This window comes from Citricoccus sp. (genome assembly GCF_035445025.1).
GTDB lineage: Bacteria > Actinomycetota > Actinomycetes > Actinomycetales > Micrococcaceae > Citricoccus.
Genome location: NZ_DAOMPX010000015.1, coordinates 20,051 through 46,467 on the forward strand (window position 1 = coordinate 20,051; position 26,417 = coordinate 46,467).

The 26,417-nt window shown below is 72.7% G+C and carries 18 protein-coding genes; 16 read left to right on the forward strand and 2 right to left on the reverse strand.

The genetic code is table 11. From position 1 onward, the window contains the following. The 11 genes from rnc to PLJ28_RS06910 all read left to right on the forward strand — a co-directional run bounded on the left by rnc (position 1) and on the right by PLJ28_RS06910 (position 15,010). Positions 1-765, forward strand: a complete 765-nt coding sequence (gene rnc / locus PLJ28_RS06860) for a ribonuclease III (RefSeq protein ID WP_324590002.1) — start codon at positions 1-3, stop codon at positions 763-765. Next, on the forward strand, positions 758-1,687 hold the full coding sequence (gene mutM, locus PLJ28_RS06865; protein ID WP_298045209.1) for a bifunctional DNA-formamidopyrimidine glycosylase/DNA-(apurinic or apyrimidinic site) lyase: 930 nt from the start codon (positions 758-760) through the stop codon (positions 1,685-1,687). Before rnc ends, mutM begins: the two co-directional genes overlap by 8 nt. A 66-nt stretch (positions 1,688-1,753) precedes the next feature. Then, entirely contained in the window at positions 1,754-3,013 is a 1,260-nt protein-coding gene (locus tag PLJ28_RS06870) for an LCP family protein (RefSeq protein ID WP_298045207.1), read from the forward strand. 3 nt (positions 3,014-3,016) lie between these two features. After that, entirely contained in the window at positions 3,017-4,240 is a 1,224-nt protein-coding gene (locus tag PLJ28_RS06875; RefSeq protein ID WP_183524808.1) for a glycosyltransferase family 4 protein, read from the forward strand. A 109-nt stretch (positions 4,241-4,349) separates the two neighbouring features. Further along, positions 4,350-5,600 carry a UDP-N-acetyl-D-mannosamine dehydrogenase gene (wecC, locus tag PLJ28_RS06880; protein WP_183524811.1) on the forward strand — a complete coding sequence of 417 codons (1,251 nt, stop codon included), beginning with the start codon at positions 4,350-4,352 and terminating at the stop codon, positions 5,598-5,600. Next, positions 5,597-7,363 carry a glycosyltransferase family 4 protein gene (locus PLJ28_RS06885; RefSeq protein ID WP_298045202.1) on the forward strand — a complete coding sequence of 589 codons (1,767 nt, stop codon included), beginning with the start codon at positions 5,597-5,599 and terminating at the stop codon, positions 7,361-7,363. The genes wecC and PLJ28_RS06885 overlap by 4 nt, the downstream gene beginning before the upstream one ends. Positions 7,364-7,434: 71 nt before the next feature. Further along, a complete protein-coding gene (locus PLJ28_RS06890; protein WP_298045200.1) occupies positions 7,435-9,396 on the forward strand; it encodes a glycosyltransferase family 4 protein in 1,962 nt (653 codons plus the stop codon). An 11-nt stretch (positions 9,397-9,407) separates the two neighbouring features. After that, positions 9,408-10,616 (forward strand): glycosyltransferase, encoded by a 1,209-nt coding sequence (locus tag PLJ28_RS06895; RefSeq protein WP_183524817.1) that lies wholly within the window; start codon positions 9,408-9,410, stop codon positions 10,614-10,616. 141 nt (positions 10,617-10,757) lie between these two features. Next, on the forward strand, positions 10,758-12,578 hold the full coding sequence (locus tag PLJ28_RS06900; RefSeq protein ID WP_298045198.1) for a glycosyltransferase family 4 protein: 1,821 nt from the start codon (positions 10,758-10,760) through the stop codon (positions 12,576-12,578). A 3-nt stretch (positions 12,579-12,581) separates the two neighbouring features. Continuing rightward, positions 12,582-13,823: a glycosyltransferase gene (locus tag PLJ28_RS06905; RefSeq protein WP_183524821.1), complete on the forward strand. Its 1,242-nt coding sequence runs from the start codon at positions 12,582-12,584 to the stop codon at positions 13,821-13,823. After that, on the forward strand, positions 13,820-15,010 hold the full coding sequence (locus PLJ28_RS06910) for a polysaccharide pyruvyl transferase family protein (RefSeq protein WP_183524822.1): 1,191 nt from the start codon (positions 13,820-13,822) through the stop codon (positions 15,008-15,010). The genes PLJ28_RS06905 and PLJ28_RS06910 overlap by 4 nt, the downstream gene beginning before the upstream one ends. A 100-nt stretch (positions 15,011-15,110) precedes the next feature. Here PLJ28_RS06910 and wecB read toward each other — a convergent pair whose 3' ends face one another. Next, a complete protein-coding gene (gene wecB / locus PLJ28_RS06915; protein WP_183524823.1) occupies positions 15,111-16,271 on the reverse strand; it encodes a non-hydrolyzing UDP-N-acetylglucosamine 2-epimerase in 1,161 nt (386 codons plus the stop codon). A gap of 272 nt (positions 16,272-16,543) precedes the next feature. Here wecB and PLJ28_RS06920 point away from each other — a divergent pair, with 272 nt between their 5' ends. The 3 genes from PLJ28_RS06920 (at position 16,544) to PLJ28_RS06930 (ending at position 22,321) form a co-directional block, all read left to right on the forward strand. Beyond that, positions 16,544-17,452, forward strand: a complete 909-nt coding sequence (locus PLJ28_RS06920; protein ID WP_298045196.1) for an ABC transporter permease — start codon at positions 16,544-16,546, stop codon at positions 17,450-17,452. Then, a complete protein-coding gene (locus PLJ28_RS06925; RefSeq protein ID WP_183524828.1) occupies positions 17,449-18,423 on the forward strand; it encodes an ABC transporter ATP-binding protein in 975 nt (324 codons plus the stop codon). The genes PLJ28_RS06920 and PLJ28_RS06925 overlap by 4 nt, the downstream gene beginning before the upstream one ends. A gap of 73 nt (positions 18,424-18,496) precedes the next feature. Further along, complete coding sequence (locus PLJ28_RS06930) at positions 18,497-22,321, forward strand: AAA family ATPase (RefSeq protein ID WP_324590003.1); 3,825 nt, start codon at positions 18,497-18,499, stop codon at positions 22,319-22,321. Here the strand turns inward: PLJ28_RS06930 and PLJ28_RS06935 are convergent. Beyond that, the gene (locus tag PLJ28_RS06935) at positions 22,278-23,567 is read right to left on the reverse strand and encodes an MFS transporter (protein ID WP_183524833.1); all 1,290 of its coding nucleotides are present in this window, start codon (positions 23,565-23,567) and stop codon (positions 22,278-22,280) included. The genes PLJ28_RS06930 and PLJ28_RS06935 overlap by 44 nt on opposite strands. Before the next feature lie 54 nt (positions 23,568-23,621). Here PLJ28_RS06935 and ftsY point away from each other — a divergent pair, with 54 nt between their 5' ends. Further along, the gene (gene ftsY / locus PLJ28_RS06940; RefSeq protein ID WP_183524836.1) at positions 23,622-24,842 is read left to right on the forward strand and encodes a signal recognition particle-docking protein FtsY; all 1,221 of its coding nucleotides are present in this window, start codon (positions 23,622-23,624) and stop codon (positions 24,840-24,842) included. A gap of 156 nt (positions 24,843-24,998) precedes the next feature. Further along, on the forward strand, positions 24,999-26,345 hold the full coding sequence (locus PLJ28_RS06945) for an ammonium transporter (RefSeq protein WP_298045688.1): 1,347 nt from the start codon (positions 24,999-25,001) through the stop codon (positions 26,343-26,345). Positions 26,346-26,417: the final 72 nt, after the last annotated feature.

The following is a 26,417-nucleotide window of genomic DNA, read 5'->3' on the forward strand; positions in this document are numbered from 1 at the left end:
ATGGCACCCAGTTCGTCCGGTGAGCACCGGCCGGCCGTGACCGGCCGGGCGACAACTGAAGACCTTCTCGAGCGTCTCGGGGTCGATATCGACCCCGGGACGCTCGCTCTTGCCCTGACACACCGGTCCTACGCCTACGAGCACGGCGGGCTGCCCACCAACGAGCGCCTCGAGTTCCTGGGCGACTCCGTGCTCGGCTTCGTCGTCACGGACCACCTGTACCGCACCCACCCCGACCTGGCCGAGGGCGACCTGGCCAAGATGCGGGCCGCCGTCGTGTCCACCCGGGCCCTGGCGTCCGTGGCCCGGTCCATCGGCGTCGGCCCGTCCATCCTGCTCGGCGAGGGGGAGAAGCGCACCCGCGGCCGGGACAAGGACTCCATCCTCGCCGACACCCTGGAGGCGCTGATCGGCGCCGCCTACGTGGACCTCGGCCTGGAGGCCGCGCACGGGCTGGTGCACCGCTTCGTGCTGCCGCTGCTCGACGACGCCTCGGCCATGGGTGCCGGGACGGACTGGAAGACCTTCATCCAGGAGGCCGCCGCCGGCGGGAACCTGGGGGCTATCGAGTACCGCATGGAGTCCACCGGTCCGGACCATGACAAGGTCTTCACCGCCACCCTCGTGATCGGCGGCGTCGACTACGCCTCGGCCTCCGGCGGATCCAAGAAGGAGGCCGAACGACTGGCCGCCGCCAACTCCTGGGAGCGGGTGTCCGCCGCGGCACAGGCCCGCAGCGCACCACCGGCGGGTGCCGGTGCCTGAACTGCCCGAGGTCGAGGTCGTCCGCCGGGGACTGGAACGCTGGGCCGCCGGCCGGCCGGTCTCGGCCGTGGAGGTGCTCGACGCCCGGTCCACCCGCCGCCACGACGCCGGCCCGGCCGACTTCGCCGAGCGGCTCACCGGGGCGCGGCTGGCGGTGCCCGAGCGGCGCGGCAAGTACCTCTGGATCCCCCTGGCGGACCGCGGACCGGACGCGCATTCCCTGGTCGCCCACCTGGGCATGAGCGGACAGCTGCTGGTCAGCGAGCCCGGCGACCCCGAACCGCGGCACCTGCGCATCAGGCTCCTGCTCGAGCCCGCCGAGGACGCGGGAGACGGTGAGGACCGCTCCCGTGAGCTGCGCTTCGTGGACCAGCGGATCTTCGGCGGACTGTTCCTGGACCCCCTCGTCGAGGCGGCCGACCGCCCCGGACAGCTGCTGCCGGCCTCCGTGGCCCACATCGGCCGCGACCCGATGGACCCGGTCTTCGACCCGGAGGCGGTGCATCGCCGGCTGCGGCTGCGCAGGACCGGGCTCAAGCGCGCCATGCTGGACCAGACACTCGTCTCGGGCATCGGCAACATCTACGCGGACGAGGCGCTGTGGCGGGCCCGGTTGCACTACGCCCGCCCCACCGAGACCCTGAACCGCACCGAGTCGTCGCGGTTGTTCGAGGCCGTGCGCGAGGTCATGGCGGAGGCACTGTCCCAGGGCGGGACCAGTTTCGACTCGCTCTACGTCAACGTCAACGGGGACTCCGGCTACTTCGACCGCTCCCTCGACGTCTACGGGCGGGCCGGGCAGCCCTGCCGCCGCTGTGCCCGGCAGGGACGCGAGTCGATCATCGTCCGGGACCGGTTCATGAACCGGTCCTCCGCATACTGTCCCCGCTGCCAACCGGTGCCGCGACGGGCCCGCTGGTAGTCACGCCGTCGTCCCGCGCGGGCGCTAGCATGGGACGGATCCTCTTGTAGTCGTTAGGAAACCCCTGTGTCCTCACCCGACCCCGGTCAGTACGCGCCCCGACGCGAGGTGCGCAAGCCCACCCGGCGGCGCCACACCGTCCGCAACGCGCTCCTGGTGGCCGCTGCCCTCGTGCTGGTCGTGCTCGTCGTCGTGGGCATCTACGTCGCCTCGATCGCCACGGCCTTCAACGACAAGCGCCAGACCGTGGATGCGGGCATCGCCACCCAGGCCGCGGTCGACGACGGCGCCCTCAACGTGCTGCTGCTCGGGTCTGACTCCCGCGGCGAGGGCATGGACACGGCGGAGAACAAGGGGGAGGACGGGGAGCGCTCGGACACCATGATGCTCGTCCACGTCCCGGAGGACCGCCAGGACGTCTACGTCATGTCCCTCGTGCGCGACCTCTGGGTCGAGATCCCCGGCGAGGGAGAGCGCAAGATCAACGCGGCGCTGGGCCTGGGCGGCTACCCGCTGGTGACCGCGACCGTGGAGAACCTCGTGGGCGTGAACGTCGACCACCTGGCCGTGATCGACTTCGAGGGCTTCAACGGGCTGACCGAGGCCGTGGGAGGCGTCCAGGTCTGCAACCCCAACACCTTCTCCTCCGGGCAGATCAATCCCTCGTACTTCCCGCAGGGGGAGATCCTGCTGCAGGGGGCGGACGCGTTGCGCTACGTGCGCGAGCGCAAGGCCTTCATGGGCGGTGACTTCGAGCGCGTGGCCAACCAGCAGCGGTTCGTCTCGGCCATGGTGGACCAGGTCCTCACCGTGGACACGCTGGCCAACCCCCAGAAACTCACGGACGTGATCAACGCCATCGTGCCGTTCATCACCGTGGACGAGGGCCTCGACGCCGCCACGATCGCCGGCTACGGACTCCAGCTCAACGGGATCCGCTCCGGGGACATCCACACGTTCACCGTGCCGCACGGGTCCCCGACCGAGGGCCCGGGCGGTGCCTCGATCGTGGAACAGGACGAGGAGGCCATGGCCGAGTTGCGCCGTGCCCTGCGGGACGACCAGCTGGACGAGTACCTGTCCGGCGGAACCGAGGAGGGCCAGGACGGCCCGGACGGCGGCGCGACGCCGTCCGGCAAGGCCACCTCCCCGGCGCCGTCCGCCGAACCGTCCTCCGCTCCCGCGACGACCGGGACGGACGAACCCGGCGCCACCGGCGGTCCGGGCACCTCGGACGCGCCGACCCCCGGGGACGGCGGCACGGGGACCCCGGGCGGGACCTCTGCCGAGCCGGTCGTCCCGGTCAACCCCTGCGTGGGGTCCTGACCCGTGCGCGTCCAGCTCATCACGCACTCCTACCTGCCCGAACGCACCCCGCCCGAGCGGCGATGGACCGCCTTCGTCGAGGCCTTCCGCCAGGAGGGCTGGGACGTCGACGTGGTGGCCCCGCCGGCCGACCCCGCGCAGGTGCCGGGCGGGACCACCGCCGTCGACGCCCGTCGGCGCCGGGGACCGCACGGCGAACGGATCCTGCGGACCCTGCGGCTTCCCGCCCTGGCCGGCAGCCGCGACGGCCGGTTCCTGGGCCACATCGTCCACGCCCTGGCCGCCGTTCCGGTGGCCCTGCGCGCCGACCGGCCGGACGTGCTGGTGATCACCGTGCCCGCCCTGCCGACCGTCGTCGCGGGGTGGACCCTCTCCCGGTTGCGCCGGGTGCCGCTGATCGTGGAGATGCGGGACGCGTGGCCGGACCTGGCCCGGGAGTCCGGGGTCTCCGCGGGGGCCCTGAGCCGGATCATGGAGTCCCTCGTCACCGGCACCCAGCGGGCGGCCGACCTCGTGGTGACCGTGACCGAGGGCTTCGCCGAGCGCCTGGTGGAGCGGGGCATCTCCCCGGTGGAGGTGGTCGGCAACGGCGTGCCCCTGCGGCAGCTCCGGTCCGTGCCGGCGCGCGCGCGGGCGGCGGGGGAGCTCAACGTGCTCTACCTGGGCAACCACGGAGAGAGCCAGGGGCTGGAGACCGTCATCCGCGCGGCCGCACTGGTGCGGGACGGTGCGGAGCGGATCACCGTGCGCCTGGTCGGATCGGGGACGCGGCGCGAGGCGCTCGCGGCCCTCAACGACTCGCTGGGCGGACCCGCGCAGATGCTGGAGCCGGTGCACGGGGCCCGGCTGCGCGAACAGTACGAGTGGGCCGACACGTGCCTGGTCGCGTTGCGCCCGGACTGGCCCAGCTTCGAGTGGACGATCCCATCCAAGACCTATGAACTGCTCGCCGTCGGCCGGCACATCACCGGGATGGTCACCGGCGAGGCCGCACGGGTGCTCGAGTCCTCCGGTGCCGCCACTCTCGTGCCCGCGGACGCGGAGGTCCTGGCCGCCTGCTGGCGCCGGCTCGCCGCCGATCCGGTGAGCACCGCCGTCGACGACCGTGGCCGGGACTGGGTGCGCCGGAACGCCGACCTGCCCGAGCTGGGCCGGCGGTTCGTGGGGCTGGCCCGGCAGGCCGTGATGCGCGGGACCGCCGGGGCCAGACCCTATAATCGCCTCTGACCGGATTCGCCAGCGGTCCCCGGCCCCCACGAACAGCGGACACCGTGTCCCACGGTGCGCCCCACGGGGTGGCCTGCCGCCCGGCTCCACCGACTGAAGGACTTCTCACATGACAGACATCTCCAGCGTCGCCGTGATCGGCCTGGGTTACATCGGGTTGCCGACGGCGGCCGTGCTGGCCGGCAATGGGATCCGCGTGTACGGCGTGGACGTGTCCCAGCGCACGGTCGACGCGGTCAACGCCGGCAGTGTCCCGTTCGTGGAGCCGGACCTGGACGGTTACGTGCGCAAGGCGGTCTCCGAGGGCCTGCTCTCGGCCAGCACGCAGACCCCGGCGGCCGATGCCTACATCGTGGCCGTGCCGACCCCGTTCCACGCGGACAAGAGCGCGGACCTGTCCTACATCGAGGCCGCCGGCCGGGGGCTGGCCCCGCAGCTGCGCGGCGGGGAACTGGTCATCCTGGAGTCCACCTCCCCGCCCGGGGCCACCGAGCAGCTGGCCCAGGTGGTCTACGCCGAGCGCCCGGACCTGGCCGGGCAGCGCTCGCTGCAGTTCGCCCACTGCCCGGAGCGGGTGCTGCCGGGCAAGGTGATGACCGAGCTGGTGAGCAACGACCGGATCGTGGGCGGGTCCACCCCGGAGGCGGCCGAGCGCACCAAGGCGCTGTACGAGACGTTCTGCCAGGGTGAGATCCTGCTGACGGACACCCGCACCGCCGAGCTGGCCAAGCTCGTGGAGAACTCGTTCCGGGACGTGAACATCGCCTTCGCCAACGAGCTGTCGATGATCTGCGCCGAGCTGGACATCGACGTGTGGGAGCTCATCGAGCTGGCCAACCGCCATCCGCGGGTGAACATCCTGCAGCCGGGTCCGGGCGTGGGCGGGCACTGCATCGCGGTGGACCCGTGGTTCATCGTCGATGCCGCCCCGGACCAGGCCCGGTTGATCCGCAGCGCCCGGGAGATCAACGACGCCAAGCCCGAGTGGGTGGTGCGCCAGGTCAAGGCCGAGGCCTTCGACGTGCAGAACGCCACCGGCCGGGCCCCGGTGATCGCCGCGCTGGGGCTGGCGTTCAAGCCCAACATCGATGACCTGCGCGAGTCCCCGGCACTGAGCATCACCGCCAGGATGGCCCAGGAGTTCACCGGGTCCACGATCCTGGCGGTGGAACCGCACGTGGACGAGCTGCCGGCCGCCCTGGCCGGGTACGAGAACCTGCGCCTGGCCCAGACGCAGGAGGCCGTTCAGGCCGCCGACATCATCGTGCTGCTCGTGGACCACACGGCCTTCGCCGGGCTCGGCGACCGCGTGGCCGACAAGCGGGTCGTGGACACCCGGGGGCAGTGGCGCAAGCGGTGACGCGAGGAGCCGGTACCCCCTGGCTGGCCAACGCCCGGGCCACCCTGCGCACCGTCCGCGGTGAGGTGTCCCAGGACCCGGTGCAGTTCGCCCTGCAGCTGTCCCGACGCCTGCCGGACTCCGTCACCCGGCCGGTGGCCGGGCTGCTGACGAGGACCGGCACGTTCGCCGGCGGGGCCGTGGCCGCCGTCGGGCACCAGGTGCTCGGGCACGACGACGCCGCGCGCCGCGCCCTGGACGGTGCCGGCGCACCCGGGGCCCGGGGGGCCGCGGTCATGGCGACCGCGGCCCTGGGCTCCGGGGACGCCGCGACCGCCGGGGCCCTGCTGGCGTCCGTCCCCGAGGCCGTCCGGACGGCCCCCTGGCACGCGGCGGCGGCCCGGGTGGCCCTGTACCACGGTGACGTGACGGGTGCCGTCGACCTGGCCCGGCGCCACGGGCGCAACCGCGCCCTGGCCGCCCGGCTGGAGGCGGAACGGCGCGTGCTGGCCGGACACCGCCCCGACCCCGGGCCCGTCCGGGGCGCCCCCGCGGTGCCCGGCCGGGTCCTGCACGTGCTGACGAGTTCCCTGCCGCACACCACCAGCGGCTACGCCCAGCGCAGCCACGGTGTCCTGAGGTCACTGGCCGGTGCCGGCTTCGACGTCCACGCCGTCACCCGCCCCGGGTACCCGGTGGAGGTCGGCATCCCGTGGGCGCGGCGCGAGGACGAGGTGGACGGGGTGCACTACCGCCGGCTGCTGCCGGGCGCGCTGGCCCGGGACGCCGTCGCCCGCCTGGACCAGCACGCCCGGTTGCTCTCGGCGGAGGTCGAACGGTTGCGCCCGGCACTGCTCCACACCACCACGCACTTCACGAACGCCCTCGTCGTCGACGCCGTCGCCCGCGCCCACGGTCTGCCCTGGGTCTACGAGGTCCGCGGCCAGCGGGCGGACAGCTGGGCCGCCACGCGTCCGGCCGGGGCCCTGGACTCCGAGTACTACCGTGAGTTCCGTGCTCGCGAGGACGAGGCGGCCCGGGCCGCCGACGCCGTCGTGACCCTGGGCGAGCAGATGCGGGCCCGGCTGCTCGGTGCGGGCGTGCCCGCGGGATCCATCCGGCTGTGTCCCAACGCCGTCGACGAGGCCTTCGTCCCCGAACCGCCCGGGCGGGCCGAGGCACGTGCGCACCTGGGCCTGGACCCGGACGACGTCCTGGTCGGGACCGTGAGCTCGGTGGTCGACTATGAGGGACTGGACGTGCTCGTGCGGGCCGTGGCCCGGCTCGCCCCGCAGCACCCGCGGCTGCGGCTGCGGGTCGTCGGCGACGGGGTGTCCCTGCCGGCGCTGCGGGTGCTGGCCCGTGACCTGGGCGTGGAGGGCCGCTGCCAGTTCACCGGCCGGGTGCCGCGCTCCGAGGCCCGCTGGAACCACGCCGCCCTCGACGTCTTCGTGGTGCCGCGCCGGGACCTGCCGGTCACCCGGGTCGTCACGCCCATGAAGACGGTGGAGGCCTCGGCCTCCGCCCGGCCCGTGGTGGCCTCCGACCTGCCCGCCCTGGCGGAACTCGTCCAGGACGGGCTCACCGGCCTGCTCGTGCCGCCCGGGGACGATGCGGCCCTGGCCGACGCCCTGTCCGGGCTGCTGGCCGACCCCGGACGACGTCAGCGACTGGGGGAGGCCGGACGTGCATGGGCCCTGCGGACCCGGACCTGGCAGCAGAACGCCGAGGCCTACACCGCCGTCTACGCCGCCCTGGGCGTGGAACCGGGCGAGCGGCCCTGACCCGGACCGCGTCCTCCCGGCGCCCGACACCCGGGACCCGCCGACCCCACCCGCCGACCGAAGGAGCCACCGTGCCGCAGCAGCCGATCGACGAGATGCCGGCCGAGCCGGACCTGCAGACCCAGGTCGAGCTGTTGAGGCAGGAGCTCTACACCCTGCACGACGAACTGACCGAACGCACGTCCGAACGCCTGGCCCTGCGCGGCCGGCTCAGCGCCCTGACCCTGGACGTGCCCGGGGGACTGGCCGGGGCGCTGCGCGGGCGGGCCCGGGAGCTGCGCCGCCGGGGTGTGGGCGTGGTCCGGGACGCCGCCTCCGGCCGGCTGGCCCCGGCGGCCGCCGTGCGCGAGGCCCTGAGGATCGGTTACGACCAGCTCGGCAGCGTGCCGGCCGAGGCCCTGGCGGAACTGGTCCGGTTGCGCCGCCGGGCGCGGGCCCACCGGCACGCGGGGGCCGGCCCCCTGATGGCCCTGGACCCGGCCGAGCTCGAGGGCCCCCGCGCCCGGCTGTGGCTGGACCTGCTGGCCGACCGGTACGGCCAGGACCCGGACTCGACGGCATACGGTGCCTACCTGGACGAACTGCGCCGGCTGGCCAACCGGGCCGGCAGCATCTCCACGTCCCTGGACACCCTGGCGCAGTCCACGCACCGGGCGCCCCGGATGGCCGGCGCACTGGCCGAGGTCAACGGGCGGGCCGCCGAGCTCTCCGGCTGGCTGCCCCGGATCCCCGGCGGGTTCGAGCCCGTGGAACCGGCCGGCCGGCGGGTCGTGCTGCACCTGGTCAAGGAGTCCCGGCCCTACTTCTCCAACGGCTTCACCTCGCGCAGCCACCAGAACTTCAAGGCCGAACAGCAGGCGGGCTGGACGCCCGTGGTCCTGACCGAGCCCGGGTTCCCCCGGTCGGTGGTGGGAGGGGACTTCGACGCCGTGGAGGTCTACGACGGGATCGAGCACCGGCGGCTGGACACCGGCGTGGACTACGCCAAGGTCCCCGCCGACCGCTGGCAGGAGGACTTCGCCTGGCTGGCCTGGCAGCAGGTCCGCAGGATCCGCCCCGACGTCATCCACGTCTCCTCCGGCCGCCGCGGCTTCGAGACCGCCCTGGTGGCCCTGGCCCTGAAGGAGAAGACCGGGATCCCCGTGGTCTACGAGGTGCGGTCCTTCTTCGAGGCGAACTGGACGCCCAACCTGGAAATGGAGGAGTCGGGGGAGATCTTCCGGCGCCGCATGGAGGTCGAGACCCGCTGCATGCAGGCCGCGGACCACGTGCTGACGCTCGGGACCGCGATGCGGGACGAGATCATCTCCCGCGGCGTCGACGCCGCCAAGGTGTCCCTGGTGCCCAACGCCGTGAACCTGGAGAACTTCCGCCCGGGACCGCGCGATGCCGGCCTCGCCGAGCGCTACGGGATCACCATGCCGACCTTCGGCTACGTCTCCAACATGGACCACCGCCGGGAGGGCCAGGAGCTGCTCATCGAGGCCGCGGTGCTGCTGAAGGAGCAGGGGATCGACGCCCAGTGCGTGCTGGTGGGCGGCGGTGGACGGGTCCAGACCCTGAAGGGGCTCGCCGCCCGGCACGGGATCGAGGACCGGGTGATCTTCACCGGCCCGGTGGACCACACCGAGATCGCGGACCTCTACGGTCTCATCGACGTCTTCGTGGTCCCGCGCATCCGGGAACGCGCCGCCGTCTACGTCACCCCGCTCAAGCCCTTCGAGGCCATGGCCATGCAACGGCCCGTCCTGGTCTCCGACCTCCCGGCCCTCACGGAGATCGTGGCGGCCCCGGAGCGCGGGCGCACGTTCGTCGCCGAGGACGTGCCGTCGCTGGCCCGGGCCGTGGCCGAGCTGCTGGACGACCCCGCCGAGCGCGAACGGCTGGGCCGGGCCGGACGGGCCTGGATCGAGTCCGAGCGCCAGTGGAAGCACAACGGCCCCCGCTACGCGGAGGTCTTCGAGCGGGTCGCCGGGCCCAGCGTGGACCGCGTCCCCGCCGACCAGCCGGCCGACCACCAGGGAACCGACTAAGGAGCACGGCCGTGCAATTGCAGCTACAGGGATTCCGCACCGAGCCAGGGTCCCCCGTCCACGAGGCACTGGCCGCGGTGCGCAACGCCACCGTTGCGGCCGGCGGGGAACGGCCGTGGCTGGTGGCCTACACCCCGGTCGCCCGGATGAACCCCTACCAGGCCCTGACCTACCGCCACTTCGGCGACGAGGGACTGGCCGTGTCCCCGGTACTGGACCCCGAGTCCTTCGAGGCACTGATCCCCCTGATGGACCAGACCCGGGGCATCGTGCTGCACCTGCACTGGCTGAACACGGTGCTGCGCGGCGCGAAGTCCGAGCAGCAGGCAGAGGCGCTGATGGGAACGTACCTCGAGCGCCTGCGCCGGTTCCGGGACGCCGGCGGTCGCCTCGTCTGGACCGTCCACAACCTGGCCCCGCATGATGCCGTCTACCTCAACGTCGAGCGGGCCCTGCAGCAGTCCGTGGCCGACCTGGCGGACATCGTCCACGTCATGAGTGAGGACACCGCCGAGCTGGTGGCCGACTTCCTGGTGCTCGACCCGGCCCGGACCGTGGTGTCTGCCCACCCCAGCTACCTGGGCGCCTACCCGGACGTCGTCCCGCGCGACCAGGCCCGGACCATGCTCGGCCTGCACGAGGACGAGGTCGTCTACGTGGTCTTCGGGGCCATCAAGGCCTACAAGGGCATCGAGACCCTGGTGGCCGGCTTCGACCGGCTGGTGGCCGGCTCGGACGTCCCGCGCCGCCTGGTGATCGCCGGCGGACCTGACCGGGACGCCAGGACGCGCCGGCTGCTGCGGCGGCTGCGCATGCACCCGCACGTGCTGCTGCACGACGTCAAGGTGCCCAACGACCAGGTCCAGTACCTGCTGCGAGCCGCCGACCTCATGGTGCTGCCGCACCAGGTGGCCCTCAACTCCGGTGCCGCCATGCTCGGACCGAGCTTCGACCTGCCCCTCGTGGCCAACCGGGTGGGCGTGCTGCCCGGCACCCTCGATGGATCCTTCACCGAGTTCCTCACCGGTTCCGCGCCGGATGACGTGGCCGCCAGCCTGCAGCGCGCAGACCGCCTGCTGGTCCCCGAGGCGCGGGCGGCCGCCCGCGCCTTCGCCGCGCGGCACCACGCGGAACGCGTCAGCGCCGACCTGGCGCGGCAGGTCCGCGACCGGTTGGGCGCCGGGACCGGGGTTTTCGGCGCCGGGAACCCCGCTCGCTAGAATCGCGTCGAGCCAGACCATCCACCTCGGGAGACCACCATCGAGCACCACATCATCACCGACGAGCACGGCCCGTCGGAGTCCCGGCAGAATCGGCTCCTGCGGGAACAACTGCGCCGGGCCCACGCGGAGCTGACCGAGGTGACCGCCGAGCGCAACGCCCTGACCGCCCTGTGGAAGCACCCGCTCGGGGTGGAGAGCCTGCGCCCGAAGAGGGAGCTGCGGCGCCGGGCCCGGAAGCTGAGGGAACACCTGGTCCGGTTCCGCGGCAGCGTGCGCGCTGGGGAGCTCTCGCTGCCCGCCGCCGGCCGGACACTCGCCCGGATCGGTTACTACAACACCCTGCGCGAACCCGTCGAGTGGGCCCGTGACCTCCGGCAGGTCCGGCGCCTGGCCGCGGCCGGGCCGTCGGTGGCCGGCAACCAGGCCCTGGCGCCCCAGGGGCCCGAGGGCTATGGGGTGGGCCTGCTGTGGCGGGACGTGCTCGGCGAGGACCTCGGCGGGGACCGCGCCTTCGAGCTCGCCTCGCGCAGACTGGCGATCCGCGCGGGCGCGATCACCGAACAGCTCGATGCCACCGCGCGGTTGGCGGGCACCGACCCGGCCTTCCGGCAGAACCTCGCCCAGGTCAACGGCCGGGCCCGCGAACTGTCCGGCTGGTTCCCGAGGATCCCCGGCCCGGTCGACCCCGTGACGCCGGCCGCGGACAACATCGTGCTGCACCTGGTCAAGGAATCCCGGCCGTTCTTCTCCAACGGCTTCACCTCCCGCAGCCACGAGAACTTCAAGGCCGAGAAGGCCGCCGGCCTCGAACCGGTCGTGCTGACCGAACCCGGCTTCCCCCGCAGCGTGGTGGGGGACGCCTTCGCCCCGGTCGAGGACTTCGAGGGCATCGTCCATCACCGGCTGGACACCGGCATCGGCTACGGCACGGTGCCCAGCGACCGCTGGCTCGAGGACTTCGCCTGGCTGGCCTATCGCAAGGTCCGGGAGATCCGCCCGGCCGTCATCCACGTCTCCTCCGGACGCCGCGGTTTCGAGACGGCGCTGGTGGCCCTGGCACTCAAGGCCAAGACCGGGATCCCCGTGGTCTACGAGGTGCGGTCCTTCTTCGAGTCCAACTGGACCTCGGAGACGGAGGTCGAGGACGACTCGGAGATCTTCCGGCGCCGCGTGGCCGTGGAGAACGTGTGCATGCGCGAGGCCGACCACGTGCTGACCCTCGGCACGGCCATGCGGGACGAACTGGTCTCCCGCGGCGTGCCGCCGGAGAGGATCAGCCTGGTGCCCAACGGGGTGAACCTCGAGAACTTCTCCCCGGGCGAGAGGGACGAGGACCTGGCGTCACGGCACGGGATCACGATGCCGACCTTCGGTTACGTGTCCAACATGGACCACTACCGGGAGGGCCAGGAGCTGCTGGTCCGCGCAGCGGCCCTGCTGCAGGAACGGGGCGTCCGGGCCCAGTGCGTCCTGGTGGGCGGGGGAGATCGCGTCACCGAGCTCAAGGGGCTGGCCGCCGCGCTGAAGGTGAGCGACCGGGTGGTCTTCACCGGCCCCGTCCCGCACGAGAGGGTTCCGGACTACTACCGGCTCATCGACGTCTTCGTCGTCCCGCGGGTCCGGGAGCGGGCGGCCACCTACGTGACGCCCCTCAAGCCCTTCGAGGCCATGGTCCTGGAACGGCCCGTGGTCGTCTCGGACCTGCCGGCCCTGGCCGAGATCGTGGACGCCCCGCACCGCGGGCTGCTGTTCGAGCCGGAGGACCACGTCTCCCTGGCCGACGTCGTGCAGGGACTGCTGGCCGACCCGGCCGAGCGCGCCCGGCTCGGCCGCGCGGGCCGGGACTGGGTCGAGGCCGAACGGCAGTGGAAGCACAACGGGCCGCGGTACCGCACCGTGTTCGAGTCCGTCATCACGCGGGCGCGACGTCGCGCCACCGCAACGACCGAAGGAGCATAGGACGTGGAGCTGCAGTTCAAGGGCATGGTGCCCGAGGAGGGCTCGCCGGTGCACGAGGCCGTCTCGGCCGCGCGCTACTACACCATCCGGGACAACGCCGAACCCTGGTTGTTCGGGTACGGACCCGTGGCCCGGATGAATCCCTACCAGGCCCTGTCCTACGCCTCGTTCGGCGACCACGGGCTGGCGGTCACCCCGGTGACCGATCCCTGGTCCTTCGGCACGCTCGCCCGGCTGCAGGGCCAGAGCCGTGGCGTCATCTACCACCTGCACTGGCTCGCGTTCGTCACCCAGGGCGCCACCAGCGCGAAGGACGCCGCCGTGAGGATCGACCGGTTCCTGGCCGAGGTGCACCGCTTCCGTGAGGCCGGCGGCCGGCTCGTGTGGACCGTGCACAACGTCGTCAACCACGACGCGGCCTTCCTCGAGGAGGAACTGCGCCTGCAGCAGGCCGTCGCCGACGTCGCGGACCTCATCCACGTCATGAGCGAGGACACCCCGCAACTGGTCCAGGAGGTCCTGTCCCTGCCCGCGGACCGGATCGTCTGCGTGCCGCACCCCTCCTACCTGGGCTCCTACGAGGACTACCTGCCGCGGGACCACGCCCGGATCATGCTCGGCATCGAGCCGGACGAGATGGTCTACGCCGTGGTCGGGGCGATCAAGGCCTACAAGGGGATCGAACGGCTGGTGGAGGCCTTCAACCTGCTCCTGGAGCGGTCCGCGCGGCCCCGCCGGCTCATCATCGCCGGCGGCGCGGGATCCGACCGGCAGACCCGTGCACTCGTGAGCCAGCTGCGGATGCATCCCTACGTCCTGGTCCAGGACCGCCGCGTCCCGGGAGACCACGTGCAGCGGTTGCTGCGCGCCGCCGACGTCATGGTCCTGCCGCACGAGCGGGCCCTGAACTCCGGGGGCGCCCTGCTCGGGCCGAGCTTCGACCTGCCACTGGTGGCCGCCCGGGTCGGCGTGCTGCCGTCGCTGCTCTCCGGCGAGTTCACCGAGTTCTTCGACGGCGGCTCCGCCCGGGACGTCGCCGACGCCCTGGAACGGGCCGAGCGGCTGACGACCACCGCTGCCCGGACCGCGGCCCGGGCCTTCGCCGAACGGCACCACTGGCGCGTGGTCTCCCCGCAGCTGGCCCTCGCCATCCGGGAGGGTCTGGGCCTGGACGCCGCACCGCCCGAGGCCGGAACCACCGCCACCGGGGCCGCGCGGGGTGCCGGCCCCGGCATCGCGGGATGAGGCGTCGCGGGGACCTCGTGGCCGCCTACCGGAACCGGCCGGCGGTCGGGCTGGTCGGCTTCTTCGGCTGGGGCAACTACGGCGATGAGCTGTTCCTGCAGCTCTGGCGACGTGTGCTCTCGCCCCACTTCGACGTATCGGTGGCGCACGACGTCCTGGTCCCGCCCTACCTGAGCCGGGACCCGGGCACCGTCGTGGACGCCTACGAGGCGATCGTCATCGGGGGCGGTGACCTGGTGCTGACCGATCGCGTCTCCGAGCTGTACTGGCGCCGGGAATGGCTGCGGAGGCCGGTGTACGTGTGCGGCGTCGGCGTGACCCTGCACGACCGGCTCCGGCGCCAGCCCGTCATCGACGAGATGGCGGAGTTCTTCGGCCATCCCAACGTGCAGTACATCAGCGCCCGGGACGAGGAATCGGCCGCGTGGATCCGTGCCCAGCTGCGGCCGCGCGTGCCGGTCGAGGTCCACCCGGACCTGGTGTTCGGCCTGCCGCTGCCCGAGCCGGACGCCGGCCTGCTGGGCACGGGGGGCCGGCCGACGCTGGGCATCAGCGTACGGCAGGGCAAGTTCGACCAGGACAATGACTATTCCGGGCTCGCACGGCTCGTCGAGGCGGCCCGGGACCACGGTTACGCCATCAGTGTCCTGGAACTGGGCAACGGCAGGCAGCGGCACCGGGACGCCCCGGCCATGGCCCAACTGCCGTTCACCCCGGACTCGGTGGTCTCGGGGCGGACCCCGGACGAGATCTCCGCGGCGATCGGCGCCCTGACGGCCTTCGCGACCATGAAGTTCCACGGCCTGCTGGTGGCCCTGCGCTACGGCATCCCCTCGCTGGCCCTGTCACCGAACACGAAGAATTCCGCCCTGCTGAACTCCATCGGCCGCCCGGACCTGATCGGGGACCTGGACGCCGGACTGGACCTGGCCCCCCGGCTGGGGGGCCTGGAGGCACCCCTGGACACGAGGGTGATCCGGGGCCTGGAGCGGGATGGCACGGCGGCACTGGACGCGCTGGTGCGCCAGATGCGGCTCCAGCTGAACCCGGGGTCCTGGTGGCCGCGCTCATGGTCGGAGGTGCTCCCCGCGCTGGACGAGGTGGTGCCCGCCGCGACCGGCCTGGCACGCCGCCGCATGCGCCTGGCGTGGATCGACCGGGAGAACGAGCGCGCCCGGAGGCGCTAGCGGCGCCGGACGGGAGCCGACGGGTGGTGTGCTGCCGCGGCGCGGCTGCACACCACCCGGCCGACGGGCCCCTGTCCCCGCCGCTGGCGGGTCCGTACGCTCAGACGCCGAACTCGTCGATGCGCTCTCCGACCCCGAGCAGCTGGGCGATGGCGGCCGCGGTCCGCTCGGCGGCCCGTCCGTCGCCGTAGGGGTTCACGGCCTGGGCCATGGTGTCGTACGCCGCGCGGTCGGTCAGCAGCTCGGAGACCTCCGAGACGATCCGCTCCTCGTCGGTGCCGATGAGCTTGACCGTTCCGGCCGTGACCGCCTCGGGGCGCTCGGTGTTCTCGCGCATGACCAGCACCGGCTTGCCCAGGGACGGGGCCTCCTCCTGGACTCCGCCCGAGTCGGTCAGCACGACCTCGGACACGTCCATGAGGTGGGTGAACTCGCCGTAGGCCAGGGGCTCGGTCACCAGGACGTTGTCCAGGCCCTCGAGCGCGGGGAGGACGGCCTCGCGCACCACGGGGTTGCGGTGGGCCGGCAGCACGATGGTCACGTCCTGGAACCGGGCCGCCAGCCGGGCCAGGGCGCGGCCCACCCCGCGCATCGCATCGCCCTGGTTCTCGCGCCGGTGCGTCGTGACCAGCAGCACGCGTCCCGTGCCGGAGGCCACCCGCTCCGCGAGAGCGCCCAGCTCGGGGTCGGTGAACGGGACCTTCTTCTCGACGGTGGTCAGCAGGGCGTCGATGACGGTGTTCCCCGTCACCACGACGTCCTCCTCGGTCACGGCCTCCCGCAGCAGGTTGGCCTTCGACGTGGAGGTCGGGGCCAGGTGCAGGGAGGCGATCTGGGAGGTGATCTTGCGGTTGGCCTCCTCCGGGAACGGGGAGAACAGGTTGCCGCTGCGCAGCCCGGCCTCGGCGTGCACCACGGGGACCCCCAGGTAGAACGCGGCGATCGCACCGGCGGTCGAGGTGGTGGTGTCACCCTGGACCACCACGGCGTCCGGCCGCTGTTCCTGGATGAGGCTGTCGAGACCGGACAGGGTGCGACCCATGATCCCGTTGAGGGTCTGGTTCGGGAGCATGATGTTCAGGTCGGCATCGGGGGTGATGCCGAACAGGTCGTTGACCTGGTCGAGCATCTCGCGGTGCTGGCCGGTCACGGTGGTGAAGCAGTCGAAGCGCTCGTCGGCGTTCAGCGCCCGGACGATGGGGGCCATCTTGATGGCCTCGGGGCGGGTGCCGTAGATCGGCATGATCTTCTTGCGCGTCATCGAATGCTTCCTCGCTGGGTGGTGCTCAGGATGGATACGGTCCGGTCCGATGCTACCGCCGCAACCGTGTACCGCGGGGTTGGACGGCGGCACGCCGTCCGGACGGCGCCGGGCCGGCAGTTCCCATCGGCCCGCCCTGGTCCCCGCCGGCGGTGTCCGGCCAGGTCCGCGGTGACCCGGGTCCACGGCCGTGACCGCCCTATACTGTTCGGCAGTGATGACCGTCCCCAGCCCCCGGCGGCGGCGTCCTGCTTCAGATGAACGGAGAGCACGTGCCGAAGAGCGCCGAACGGGCCGATGCGAAGGTGGCCGTCGCGGCAGGACCCGAACACGTGCAGGTGCGCATGTCAGGCCTGGAGCGAGTGGGGGCCCGGTTGCCCCTGCACCACTACCTCGCCCGGTTGTGGCGGTACCGGGACTTCATCGTCTTCGAGGCGCGCGCCTCCGTGGGCACCCGCAACCGGAACAACCTGCTCGGCAACGTCTGGCTGGTCCTCACCCCCCTGCTCAACGGGCTGACCTACTTCCTGGTCTTCGGCGTGCTCCTGCAGACCAGCCGGGGTGTGGAGAACTACCTGGGCTTCCTCGTCATCGGCGTGTTCATGTTCCAGTTCACCTCGCGGTGCGTGACCCAGGGCGCCAACAGCCTGGTGGCCAACCGGGCCGTGGTCAAGGCGTTCGACTTCCCGCGTGCCGCCATGCCCATCTCGGCGGTGGTCAAGGAACTGTTCGCCTTCCTGCCGGCGCTGGTGATGATGTTCCTGCTCATCCTGGTCCTCCCGGAACAGGAGGAGGTCACCTGGCGGTGGCTGCTGCTGGTGCCGATCCTCTTCCTGCAGGTCCTGATGGGCCTGGGCATCGGCCTGATCCTGGCCCGCTGGGTGTCCCGGGTGCGGGACGTGGCGCAGCTCATCACCTTCGCGATCCGGCTCTGGCTCTACGGCTCCGGAGTGTTCTACTCGGTGGAGCGGTTCGTGAGCGACCCGGACATCCTGGCGATCCTCGAGCTCAACCCCATGCACCAGGTCCTGACGATGACGCGCGAGTCGTTGCTGTACTCCACCACGCCGGGGTGGGACAACTGGCTGATCCTCGGAGGATGGGCGCTGGGACTGGCGGTCGTCGGCACCCTCGTGTTCTGGCGAGCCGACGAGAAGTACGGCAAGGAGGAGACCCGATGACCTCGGCCCCGAAGAAGCGCCTCGAGATGCCCGAGGCCGACGATGACGACGACGAGGACGACCTGCTCGACCCGTCCGGCGACCAGGACACCGCGGCGGCCGCCGAGCGCGCCGTGCCTCCGGCCGTCGACCGCGGCGAGAATCCGGCCCTGGTCCTGGACGGCATCTCGATGACCTTCAAGGTCTCGTCGACCAAGAAGGAACTGCAGGGCAGGCTGCCGTGGCACAAGCGGATCGTGTACGGGGCCGTGCGCCGGGAACCGCGGGTCTCGGTCTACGCCCTGGAGCAGTTCTCGCTCGTGGTGGGCACCGGGGAGTCCCTCGGGGTGGTGGGCCGCAACGGCTCGGGCAAGACCACCCTGAGCCGGATCATCGCCGGCAAGCTGACCCCGACCACCGGACAGGTGTGGGCCCGGAGCACCCCGCAGATGCTCGGGGTGTCCCCTGCCCTGGTGCCCAGCATCTCGGGGCGGCAGAACATCATCCTGGGGTGCCTGGCCATGGGCATGCCGCGGTCCGAGGTGATGGCCCGGTTGCCCGAGATCGAGGAGTCCGCCGGTCTCGGCGATGCCATCCACCTGCCGATGGAGACCTACTCGTCCGGGATGGGGGGGCGGTTGCGGTTCGCGATCGCCACCAGCAAGAACCCGGACATCCTGGTCCTGGACGAGGCGCTGAACACCGGTGACGCCCAGTTCCGAGACCGCTCCAAGGCGCGGATGGAGAAGCTGCGCGAGCAAGCCGGGGCCGTGGTCCTGGTCAGCCACAACGCCAAGCAGATCACGAGTTCCTGCACCCGGGTCCTCTGGCTGGACGCCGGCCGGGTCATCGCGGACGGCGAGACCGAGGAGACGATGTACCACTACCGCAAGTACAACTGGCTGCTGGCCAAGCAGCGCCTCGAGGAGGCCGAGGAGTTCATCATGGGCCTGCGCAGGGACTACCGACCCGTGGAGGTCGTCCGGGTCTGAGACGAGACCCGCACGTTTCCGCTGACCTGGCCGGTGATGCCGACCGGCCCCGTCCACGACCCGAACCGGACCCATGTACCTCAAGACCCTGACCGTCCGCGGCTTCAAGTCCTTCGCCTCGGCCACCACCTTCCACTTCGAACCGGGCGTGACCGCCGTGGTGGGCCCCAACGGCTCGGGCAAGTCGAACGTGGTGGACGCCCTGGCCTGGGTGATGGGGGAGCAGGGCGCGAAGAACCTGCGCGGCGGGAAGATGGAGGACGTCATCTTCGCCGGCACCTCGGGGCGGTCCCCGCTGGGCCGCGCCCAGGTCTCCCTGACCATCGACAACTCCGACGGCGCCCTGCCGATCGAGTACTCCGAGGTCACCATCTCGCGCACCCTGTTCCGCAACGGGGGCTCCGAGTACGCCATCAACGGCTCGTCCTGCCGCCTGCTGGACATCCAGGAACTGCTCTCCGACTCCGGCCTGGGCCGCGAGATGCACGTGATCGTCGGTCAGGGCCAGCTCGACCGGATCCTGCAGGCCAGCCCGGAGGAGCGGCGCGGCTTCATCGAGGAGGCCTCCGGTGTCCTCAAGCACCGGCGGCGCAAGGAACGCAGTGTCCGCAAGCTCGAGTCGATGCGCGGCAACCTCGACCGCGTCCGGGACCTGTCCGAGGAGGTCCGCCGCCAGCTCGGACCGCTGTCGAAGCAGGCCACGACCGCCCGGAAGGCCCAGCGCATCCAGTTCGACGTCCGGGACGCCCGCTCGCGGCTGCTGGCCGACGACGTGCACCGCCAGCAGGCCGAACTGGAACGACTGGGCGCCGGCGACCGGGACCTCGAGGAGGCGGTGTCCCAGGCCGAGGCCGAGGTGACCCTCGCCGAGGAGGCCGCCGCAGCCGTCGCCGCCCGCCAGGCCACGGCGGCCCATGCCTCGACGGCCGCCCGCGAGCACTGGTACCAGCTCTCCACCCTGGCCGAGCGCTACCGTTCCCTGGCCGCAGTGGCCGCCGAGCGCGAACGGTCCCGCCGCACCCCGGCGCCGGCCCCCGCGGGCCCTGACCCGGACACGGCCGAGGACCTGGCCCGCCGCGCCGCCGTCGAGGCCAAGACCGCCGCCGCCGGGGTGGGCCAGGCGCGCCGGGAGCTGGAGGAGGCCAGCCGGGACCGCGACCAGGCCGAGCAGGAGGCCCGTCGCGCCTCCGACGCCTACACGCGGCTGGTGCAGGAGGCCGCCGACCGGCGCCGGGAGGCCGCCGTCGCCGCCGGCCGCGTCGAGGCCGCTCAGGCCACCGAACGGGCCCTGCGGGCACAGGCCGAGCGGGTCCGGACGCGGCTGGCCGAGACCGAGGCGGCGGCGGCCTCCCTGCGTGCCGAACTCACCGACCAGCAGGACCGGCTGGCCGGCTCGCTCGAGTCCGAGGAGGAACTGGACGCCGCCTACGAGCAGGCCTCCGGCACGGCCGACGAGCTCCGCGACCGCCTGCGCCGCCTCGAGGAGACCCTGGCCGCGGCGGAGTCCGCCCAGGGGGCGGCGATCGCCCGCCGGGACGCCCTGGTGGAGGCGCTCGAGCCCGAGGCGGGCGCAGCCGTGACGGCGCTCGCCGACCTCGCACCGGTCGCGCTCGCCGAGGTCCTGCACGTGGACGGAGGGTGGGAGGCGGCCGTCGCGGCGGCCCTGGGCGGACCGGCGGACCAGCTGGTCCTGCCCGGTCACGGTTCGGCCGCCGACGCCGTCGAGGCCGCGGGCCGGCTGGGCGAGGAGGGGGCCGGTGACGCGAGGTTGCTGTACTCGGGTGAGCCCCGCGGTCACCAGGACCCCGGGAGCACAGCACAGGCCCTGCCCGAGGGGCTCGTGGACGCCCTGGCCGTGGTGACCATGGACGCTCCGGGTGCCGGGACGGGACTGGCCGGCACCGTGCGCACCCTGCTCGCCGGCACGGCGCTGGTGGAGGACCTGGACGCCGCCGTGGCCTGGCTGGACTCCGGGCTCCTACCCGGCCGGCTGCACGGTGCCCCGCTGCGCCTGGCCACGCGGGACGGGCACGTGGTGGGACCCGGCTGGACCGACGCGCGCGGTTCCGGTGCCGGCAGCCGCCTGGAGCGCCAGGCCGCCGCGGACGAAGCCACCCGGGCCGCCGCGGAGGCGGGTCACGAGGTGGAGCGCCTGCGGTTCCGCCGGGCGGGCCTGGACCGGGAGGTCCGGGAGGCCGAGGCCGCCGAGCGGTCCGCGCTGGATGCCTTGAACGCCTCGGACGCCCGCTTCACGGCCGTCACCGAACAGCTGGCGCGGCTCAACGAGCAGCTGGCCGGTGCCCACGAGGGCGCCCGCCGCCAGCGTGCCGAGCTCGCCGGGCTGCAGGACCGGCTGGCGGAGGCGACGGCCGCCGTCGCCGCGGCCGAGGACCGGGCCCGGGTGACGGTCGCGGCCCAGGCCGGGGGCGTTGACGGGGACGTGGCCGAGGACACCGGGACCGACACCCGCGCCGACGGGTCAGCGGATCCGTCCCTGCCCGGCGTGGAGGTGACCGGGGCGCGCGAGCGGACGTCCGCCGAGCCCGACCCGGCCGCCCGGGACGCCGCGGAACACCGCGCCGGACAGTCCCGGCACCGTGAGACGGAGGCCCGGCTGGCCCTGCGTGCCGCCGAGACGCTCCACGCACAGGCATCGTCCCGGGCCGAGCAGGCCCGGCGGCAGGTCTCGGCCTCCACCCTGGCCCACCGCGAACGCGAACGGGCCGAACGGACCCGGCTGGCCTGGCTGACCCGCATCGCGGCGGTGTCCTCGGCGCTGTCCCAGGGCCTGGAGCGGCTGGAGGCGGCCGTCGCCCGTGCCGACCGGGACCGGACCGACCTCGACCGGCAGGGCGAGGACCTCGCCGCCGAGCGCCAGCGCCTCCAGCGGGCCGCGGAACAGCACCGCTCCGCCGTGGCCCGGGCCAAGGACCGCCTGCACGCGGCGCGGATGGACCGCCAGGAGCACCAGCTGCGCCTGGACCAGCTCATCGAGCGCGCCCGGGAGGACCTGGGGATGACGCCGGAGTTCCTCATCGAGCACTACGGGCCGCACGTGCCGGTCCCGCTGGCGCCGCCCGCCACCGCAGCCGGTGCGCGCGGGGCCGATCCCGGGACGGAGGCCACCGAGGACGGGCAGGACCCGGCCTCCGTGGCCCGGACGGAGCAGGCCCCCGGTGGGGGAGAGGCGGGGGAGACGACCGCGATGGTGGGAACCGTCCCGTACGACCGGGCGGAGCAGCAGAGGCGATTGCGCCGGGCCGAGCGGGAACTGGCGGCCCTCGGCCGGGTCAACCCGCTGGCCCTGGAGGAATTCGCGGCCGTGGAGGAACGCCACCGGTTCCTGACCGGTCAGCTGCAGGACCTCGACGCCAGCCGCCGGGACCTGCTGAAGATCATCCAGGACGTGGACGACACGGTGCTGCGCGTCTTCCGTTCGGCCTTCGAGGACACGGCCGCCCAGTTCCAGCACGTCTTCGGCACCCTGTTCCCGGGTGGCGAGGGACGGCTCTTCCTCACGGACCCGGAGAACCTGCTGGAGTCCGGCGTCGAGGTCGAGGCCCGGCCGGCCGGCAAGAAGGTCAAGCGGCTCTCCCTGCTCTCGGGCGGGGAGCGGTCCCTGGCCGCGGTGGCGATGCTGGTGGCCATCTTCAAGGCCCGCCCCAGCCCGTTCTACGTCATGGACGAGGTGGAGGCCGCCCTGGACGACACCAACCTCGGACGACTGCTGGAGATCTTCCGCGAGCTGCAGCAGGACAGCCAGCTGATCATCATCACCCACCAGAAGCGGACCATGGAGGTCGCCGACGCCCTCTACGGCGTCTCGATGCGGGGCGACGGCGTGAGCACCGTGATCAGCCAGCGTCTGGACGCTGCCCGGACGTCTCCGGGGGACTGACCTTCGGCAGCGCGCCGGTGCGCGGTCCGCCCGGGGCGATGGGCAGGTTGGTCTCCGGGGCGAAGGCCCACGCGATCGCGCCCACCGCCAGGATGCCGCCGGTCAGGGCGAACGCCCAGCCGAAACCGGCCGCGTCCACGACCAGCCCGGCGATCAGCGGGCCCGAGATCGCCCCGAGGTCGGCCGCCATCTGGGCCGTGGACATCACCGGGCCGGCCTTGCGGTCCTGTCCGACGAGGTCGGCGATGGAGGCCTGCTGGGGTGCGTTGAGCAGGCCGGTGCCCGCCCCGGCGACGACGCACAGTGCCAGGAACAGCCACGGATCCTGCATCCAGCCGATGAAGGCGGTGCCGACGGCGGCCACGAGCAGTCCGATGATGATCAGGGGCTTGCGCCCGTGCACGTCTGAGAGCCGTGAGGAGAAGGTCACCGCCACGATGTTGCCGGCGGCGAACAGTGACAGTGCGGCGCCGGCGATCTGCGGGCCGTCCAGCCAGAATCCGGCTCCCGTGAACGCGGTGGCCGCCAGCAGGGGGGTCAGGGAGTTGCGGATGCCGAAGGTGGCCCAGCCGTTGGCGAAGAAGGACGTCAATGCGGCCCGGTAGGAGTGGTTCTCCCAGGCCTGGGCGACCTGCATCGTCGGCCGGGTGTCCGGCTTGCCGCGGTCCGCGAGGCGGGAGTCCCGCAACAGCACGAACACCAGCCCGGCGGCGATCACCAGGGAGGTGCCGTAGATCAGGAACGGCACCCGGTAGCCGAAGACGGCCAGCAGTGAGCCGACCACCGGCCCGGCGATGTTGCCGATGAGGAAGGCCGAGGCATACGCCCCGGACACCCGTCCGCGGATGGTGGGCGGTGACTTGCGGGCCAGGAAGGCCATCGCGGACACCGTGAACAGGGTCGAGCCGATCCCCCCGAGGGCCCGGAACACCAGCAGCTGCCAGTACTCCTGGGAGAAGGCGATGAGGAACATCGAGGCCGCCACGATGAGCACCCCGGTCATGTACATCGGGGTCTCGCCGAACCGGTTGGTGGCACGGCCGGAGAACGGGGCGAACAGCAGCCGGGTCAGCCCGAAGGCGGACACCACCGCGGACACCGCGGTCGCGGAGGCGTTGAAGGACTGGGCGTACTGGGGCAGCACCGGGGCGATGATGCCGAATCCGATGGCGATGATGAAGGCCGCGGCGATGAGGACCTTGATCTCCCGGGGGATGGGGAGCTGTTCCCCCTTCGCGCGTGCCATATCCACCATCCTCCCACGAGCACCCGGGACACCTCGCTGTGACAGACTGGAGCGGTGGACCCCATCATTCTGATCTCCGTTGCTGTCATCCTCATCGTGGGCATCAGCCTGCTGCTGTTCCTGGACCGGCGGCCGAGGCTGCCGGCGGGCACCTATCCCACCACCCGTGACCCCAATGACCCGGCCGGGGGCGGCTCGACGGCCGTCCTGGACCGGCCCGAGGCCGACCAGACCGTCGTCGGGGACGTGGCCGCGGCCGACTCCGGGCTGATCGACGAGGACCGCGTCGACGCCGGCACGGCCGTCGCCGAGCCCGAGGCCCCCGCCGCGCCGGAACTCGAGCGGCCCGCGCCCGCGGCCGGCCGCCTGGCGCGGCTCCGAGCCCGGCTGGCCAAGTCCAACAACATCTTCGGCAAGGGGCTGCTCGCCCTGCTGTCCACGGACAACATCACGGACGACGTCTGGGACGAGGTCGAGGAGACGCTGCTGCTGGCCGACCTCGGCACCGAGCCCACCATGGAGCTGGTGGACAGGCTGCGCGAGCGCGTCACCGTCGAGGGCTCCCGGGACCCGCAGCACGTCAAGGGCATGCTGCGGGAGGAACTGGTGCGGATGGTCGACCCGACCATGGACCGCCGCCTCGACGCCTCCCGCAAGGACGGCCGCCCGGCCGTGATGATGGTCGTCGGCGTCAACGGCGTCGGCAAGACCACCACCGTCGGCAAGATCGCCCGCGTGCTGGTGGCCGAGGACCGGCAGGTGGTGCTCGGCGCCGCCGACACCTTCCGCGCCGCGGCAGCCGAACAGCTGGCCACCTGGGGCGCCCGCGTCGGCGTGGACACCGTCCGGTCCGAGGAGGACGGGGCGGATCCCGCCTCGGTGGCCTTCGACGCCGTGAGGACCGGCATCGACCAGGAGGCCGACGTGGTCATCGTCGACACCGCGGGACGGTTGCAGAACAAGGCCAACCTGATGGACGAGCTGGGCAAGATCAAGCGCGTCATCGAGAAGCAGGCGACCGTGGACGAGGTCCTGCTCGTGCTGGACGCGACCACCGGCCAGAACGGGCTGAGCCAGGCCAAGGTGTTCGCCGAGGTCGTCGACGTCACCGGCATCGTGCTGACCAAGCTGGACGGCACCGCCAAGGGCGGCATCGTGGTGGCCATCCAGCGCCAGCTCGGCGTGCCGGTGAAGCTCATCGGCCTCGGCGAGGGCCCGGACGACCTCGCCCCGTTCCAGGCCGAGGGCTTCGTGGACGCACTCCTCGAGGACTGAGCCGAAACGAGCCGGTAACGCGATCCCCCGGTTCGTCACACACCCGAAACACCGCTGCGGGCACCGTGAAACACGGTGCCCGCACTCTTTAACCCAAGCCCGGTGATGCCACCCCCGGCCCCGGAACAGGTGAGAGAGGAACGTGCCGTGGAAGCGATAGAACTGACAGCCGGCCATGTCTGGACGATGGTGTGCGCCGGACTGGTCCTGCTGATGACTCCGGGACTGGCCTTCTTCTACGGCGGCCTGACGCGCGCCAAGGCCTCGCTGAACATGATGATGATGTCCTTCATCTCGATCGGGCTCGTCGCCGTGGTCTGGGTGCTGTGGGGCTACAACATGAGCGGGGGCGAGGGCATCGCCCAGATGTTCGGCAACCCCCTCACCGACGTCGGGCTCTACGGTGCCGTCGGCACCGAGGACCTGATCGGCATCGGCTTCGGCGCGACCTTCGCCATCATCACGGTGGCCCTGATCTCCGGGGCGATCGCCGACCGGGCCAAGTTCAGCACCTGGGTCGTCTTCGTTCCCGTCTGGGTCACCCTCGTGTACTGCCCCCTGGCCTTCATGGTGTGGGGCGGCGGGCTGCTGGGGGCTGAGGGTGCCATCGGCGGTGCGATCGGCGAGGCCGTCGACTTCGCCGGCGGCCTCGTGGTGCACATCTCCGCCGGCGTGGCCGCCCTGGTCCTGGCGCTGCTGCTGGGCAAGCGCCAGGGCTTCGGCACCGACCCCGGCCACCGCCCCCACAACATCCCCTTCGTGATGCTGGGCGCCGCCGTGCTGTGGTTCGGCTGGTTCGGCTTCAACGGCGGTGCCGCCTCCGACGCCGCCCAGGCGGGCCTCATCTGGGTCAACACCCTGGCGGCCCCCGCGGCGGCCATGCTCGGCTGGACCGTCACCGAGACCCTCCGCGGCCACCGGGCGACCTCGATCGGCACCGCCTCGGGCATCGTGGCCGGCCTGGTGGCCATCACCCCGGCCTGCGCCTACGTCGACCCGGTCGGCGCGGTGATCATCGGGCTGCTCGCCGGCGTGGCCTGTGCCCTGGCCGTGGGCCTGAAGTACAAGCTCGGCTTCGACGACTCCCTCGACGTCGTCGGCCTGCACCTGGTGGCCGGCATCCTCGGCACCGTGTTGATCGGGTTGCTGGGCCTGCCCATGGAGGACGGCCGGGCCGGGCTGTTCTACGGCGGCGATGCCTCGCTGCTGCTGGCACAGGTCGTGGCCGTGCTGGTCGCCGTCGTCTACGCCGGCGTGGTGACCCTCGTCATCGGCGCCCTGCTCAAGGCCGTCATGGGCTGGCGCGTCACCCCGGAGGACGAGGAGATGGGGATCGACCAGGCCCAGCACGCCGAGATCGCCTACGAGTTCGGCGGTGGCGGCATGGGTACCGCCTACGCGGCGAACTCCCCGGCCGAGGCCGCCGAGCCGGTCACCGCCCCGGCGCCGGGCGCCGTGCCGCCCGCGGCACGGGAAAGGGTTGATACCCTTGGAAACCGGTAGTTTCCGCCCACGGCGGTCACGGCCGCGCTGAGGCACCCGCTCACGGGGCGGGCCGCACGTCGCGGCCCGCCC

What these genes read in the sequence shown, in the direction of transcription:
- rnc (WP_324590002.1), top strand. Translation starts at nt 1, where the DNA reads ATGGCACCCAGTTCGTCCGGTGAGCACCGGCCGGCCGTGACCGGCCGG.
- wecC (WP_183524811.1), top strand. Translation starts at nt 4,350, where the DNA reads ATGACAGACATCTCCAGCGTCGCCGTGATCGGCCTGGGTTACATCGGG.
- PLJ28_RS06910 (WP_183524822.1), top strand. Translation starts at nt 13,820, where the DNA reads ATGAGGCGTCGCGGGGACCTCGTGGCCGCCTACCGGAACCGGCCGGCG.
- wecB (WP_183524823.1), bottom strand. Translation starts at nt 16,271, where the DNA reads ATGACGCGCAAGAAGATCATGCCGATCTACGGCACCCGCCCCGAGGCC.
- PLJ28_RS06925 (WP_183524828.1), top strand. Translation starts at nt 17,449, where the DNA reads ATGACCTCGGCCCCGAAGAAGCGCCTCGAGATGCCCGAGGCCGACGAT.
- PLJ28_RS06930 (WP_324590003.1), top strand. Translation starts at nt 18,497, where the DNA reads ATGTACCTCAAGACCCTGACCGTCCGCGGCTTCAAGTCCTTCGCCTCG.
- PLJ28_RS06935 (WP_183524833.1), bottom strand. Translation starts at nt 23,567, where the DNA reads ATGGCACGCGCGAAGGGGGAACAGCTCCCCATCCCCCGGGAGATCAAG.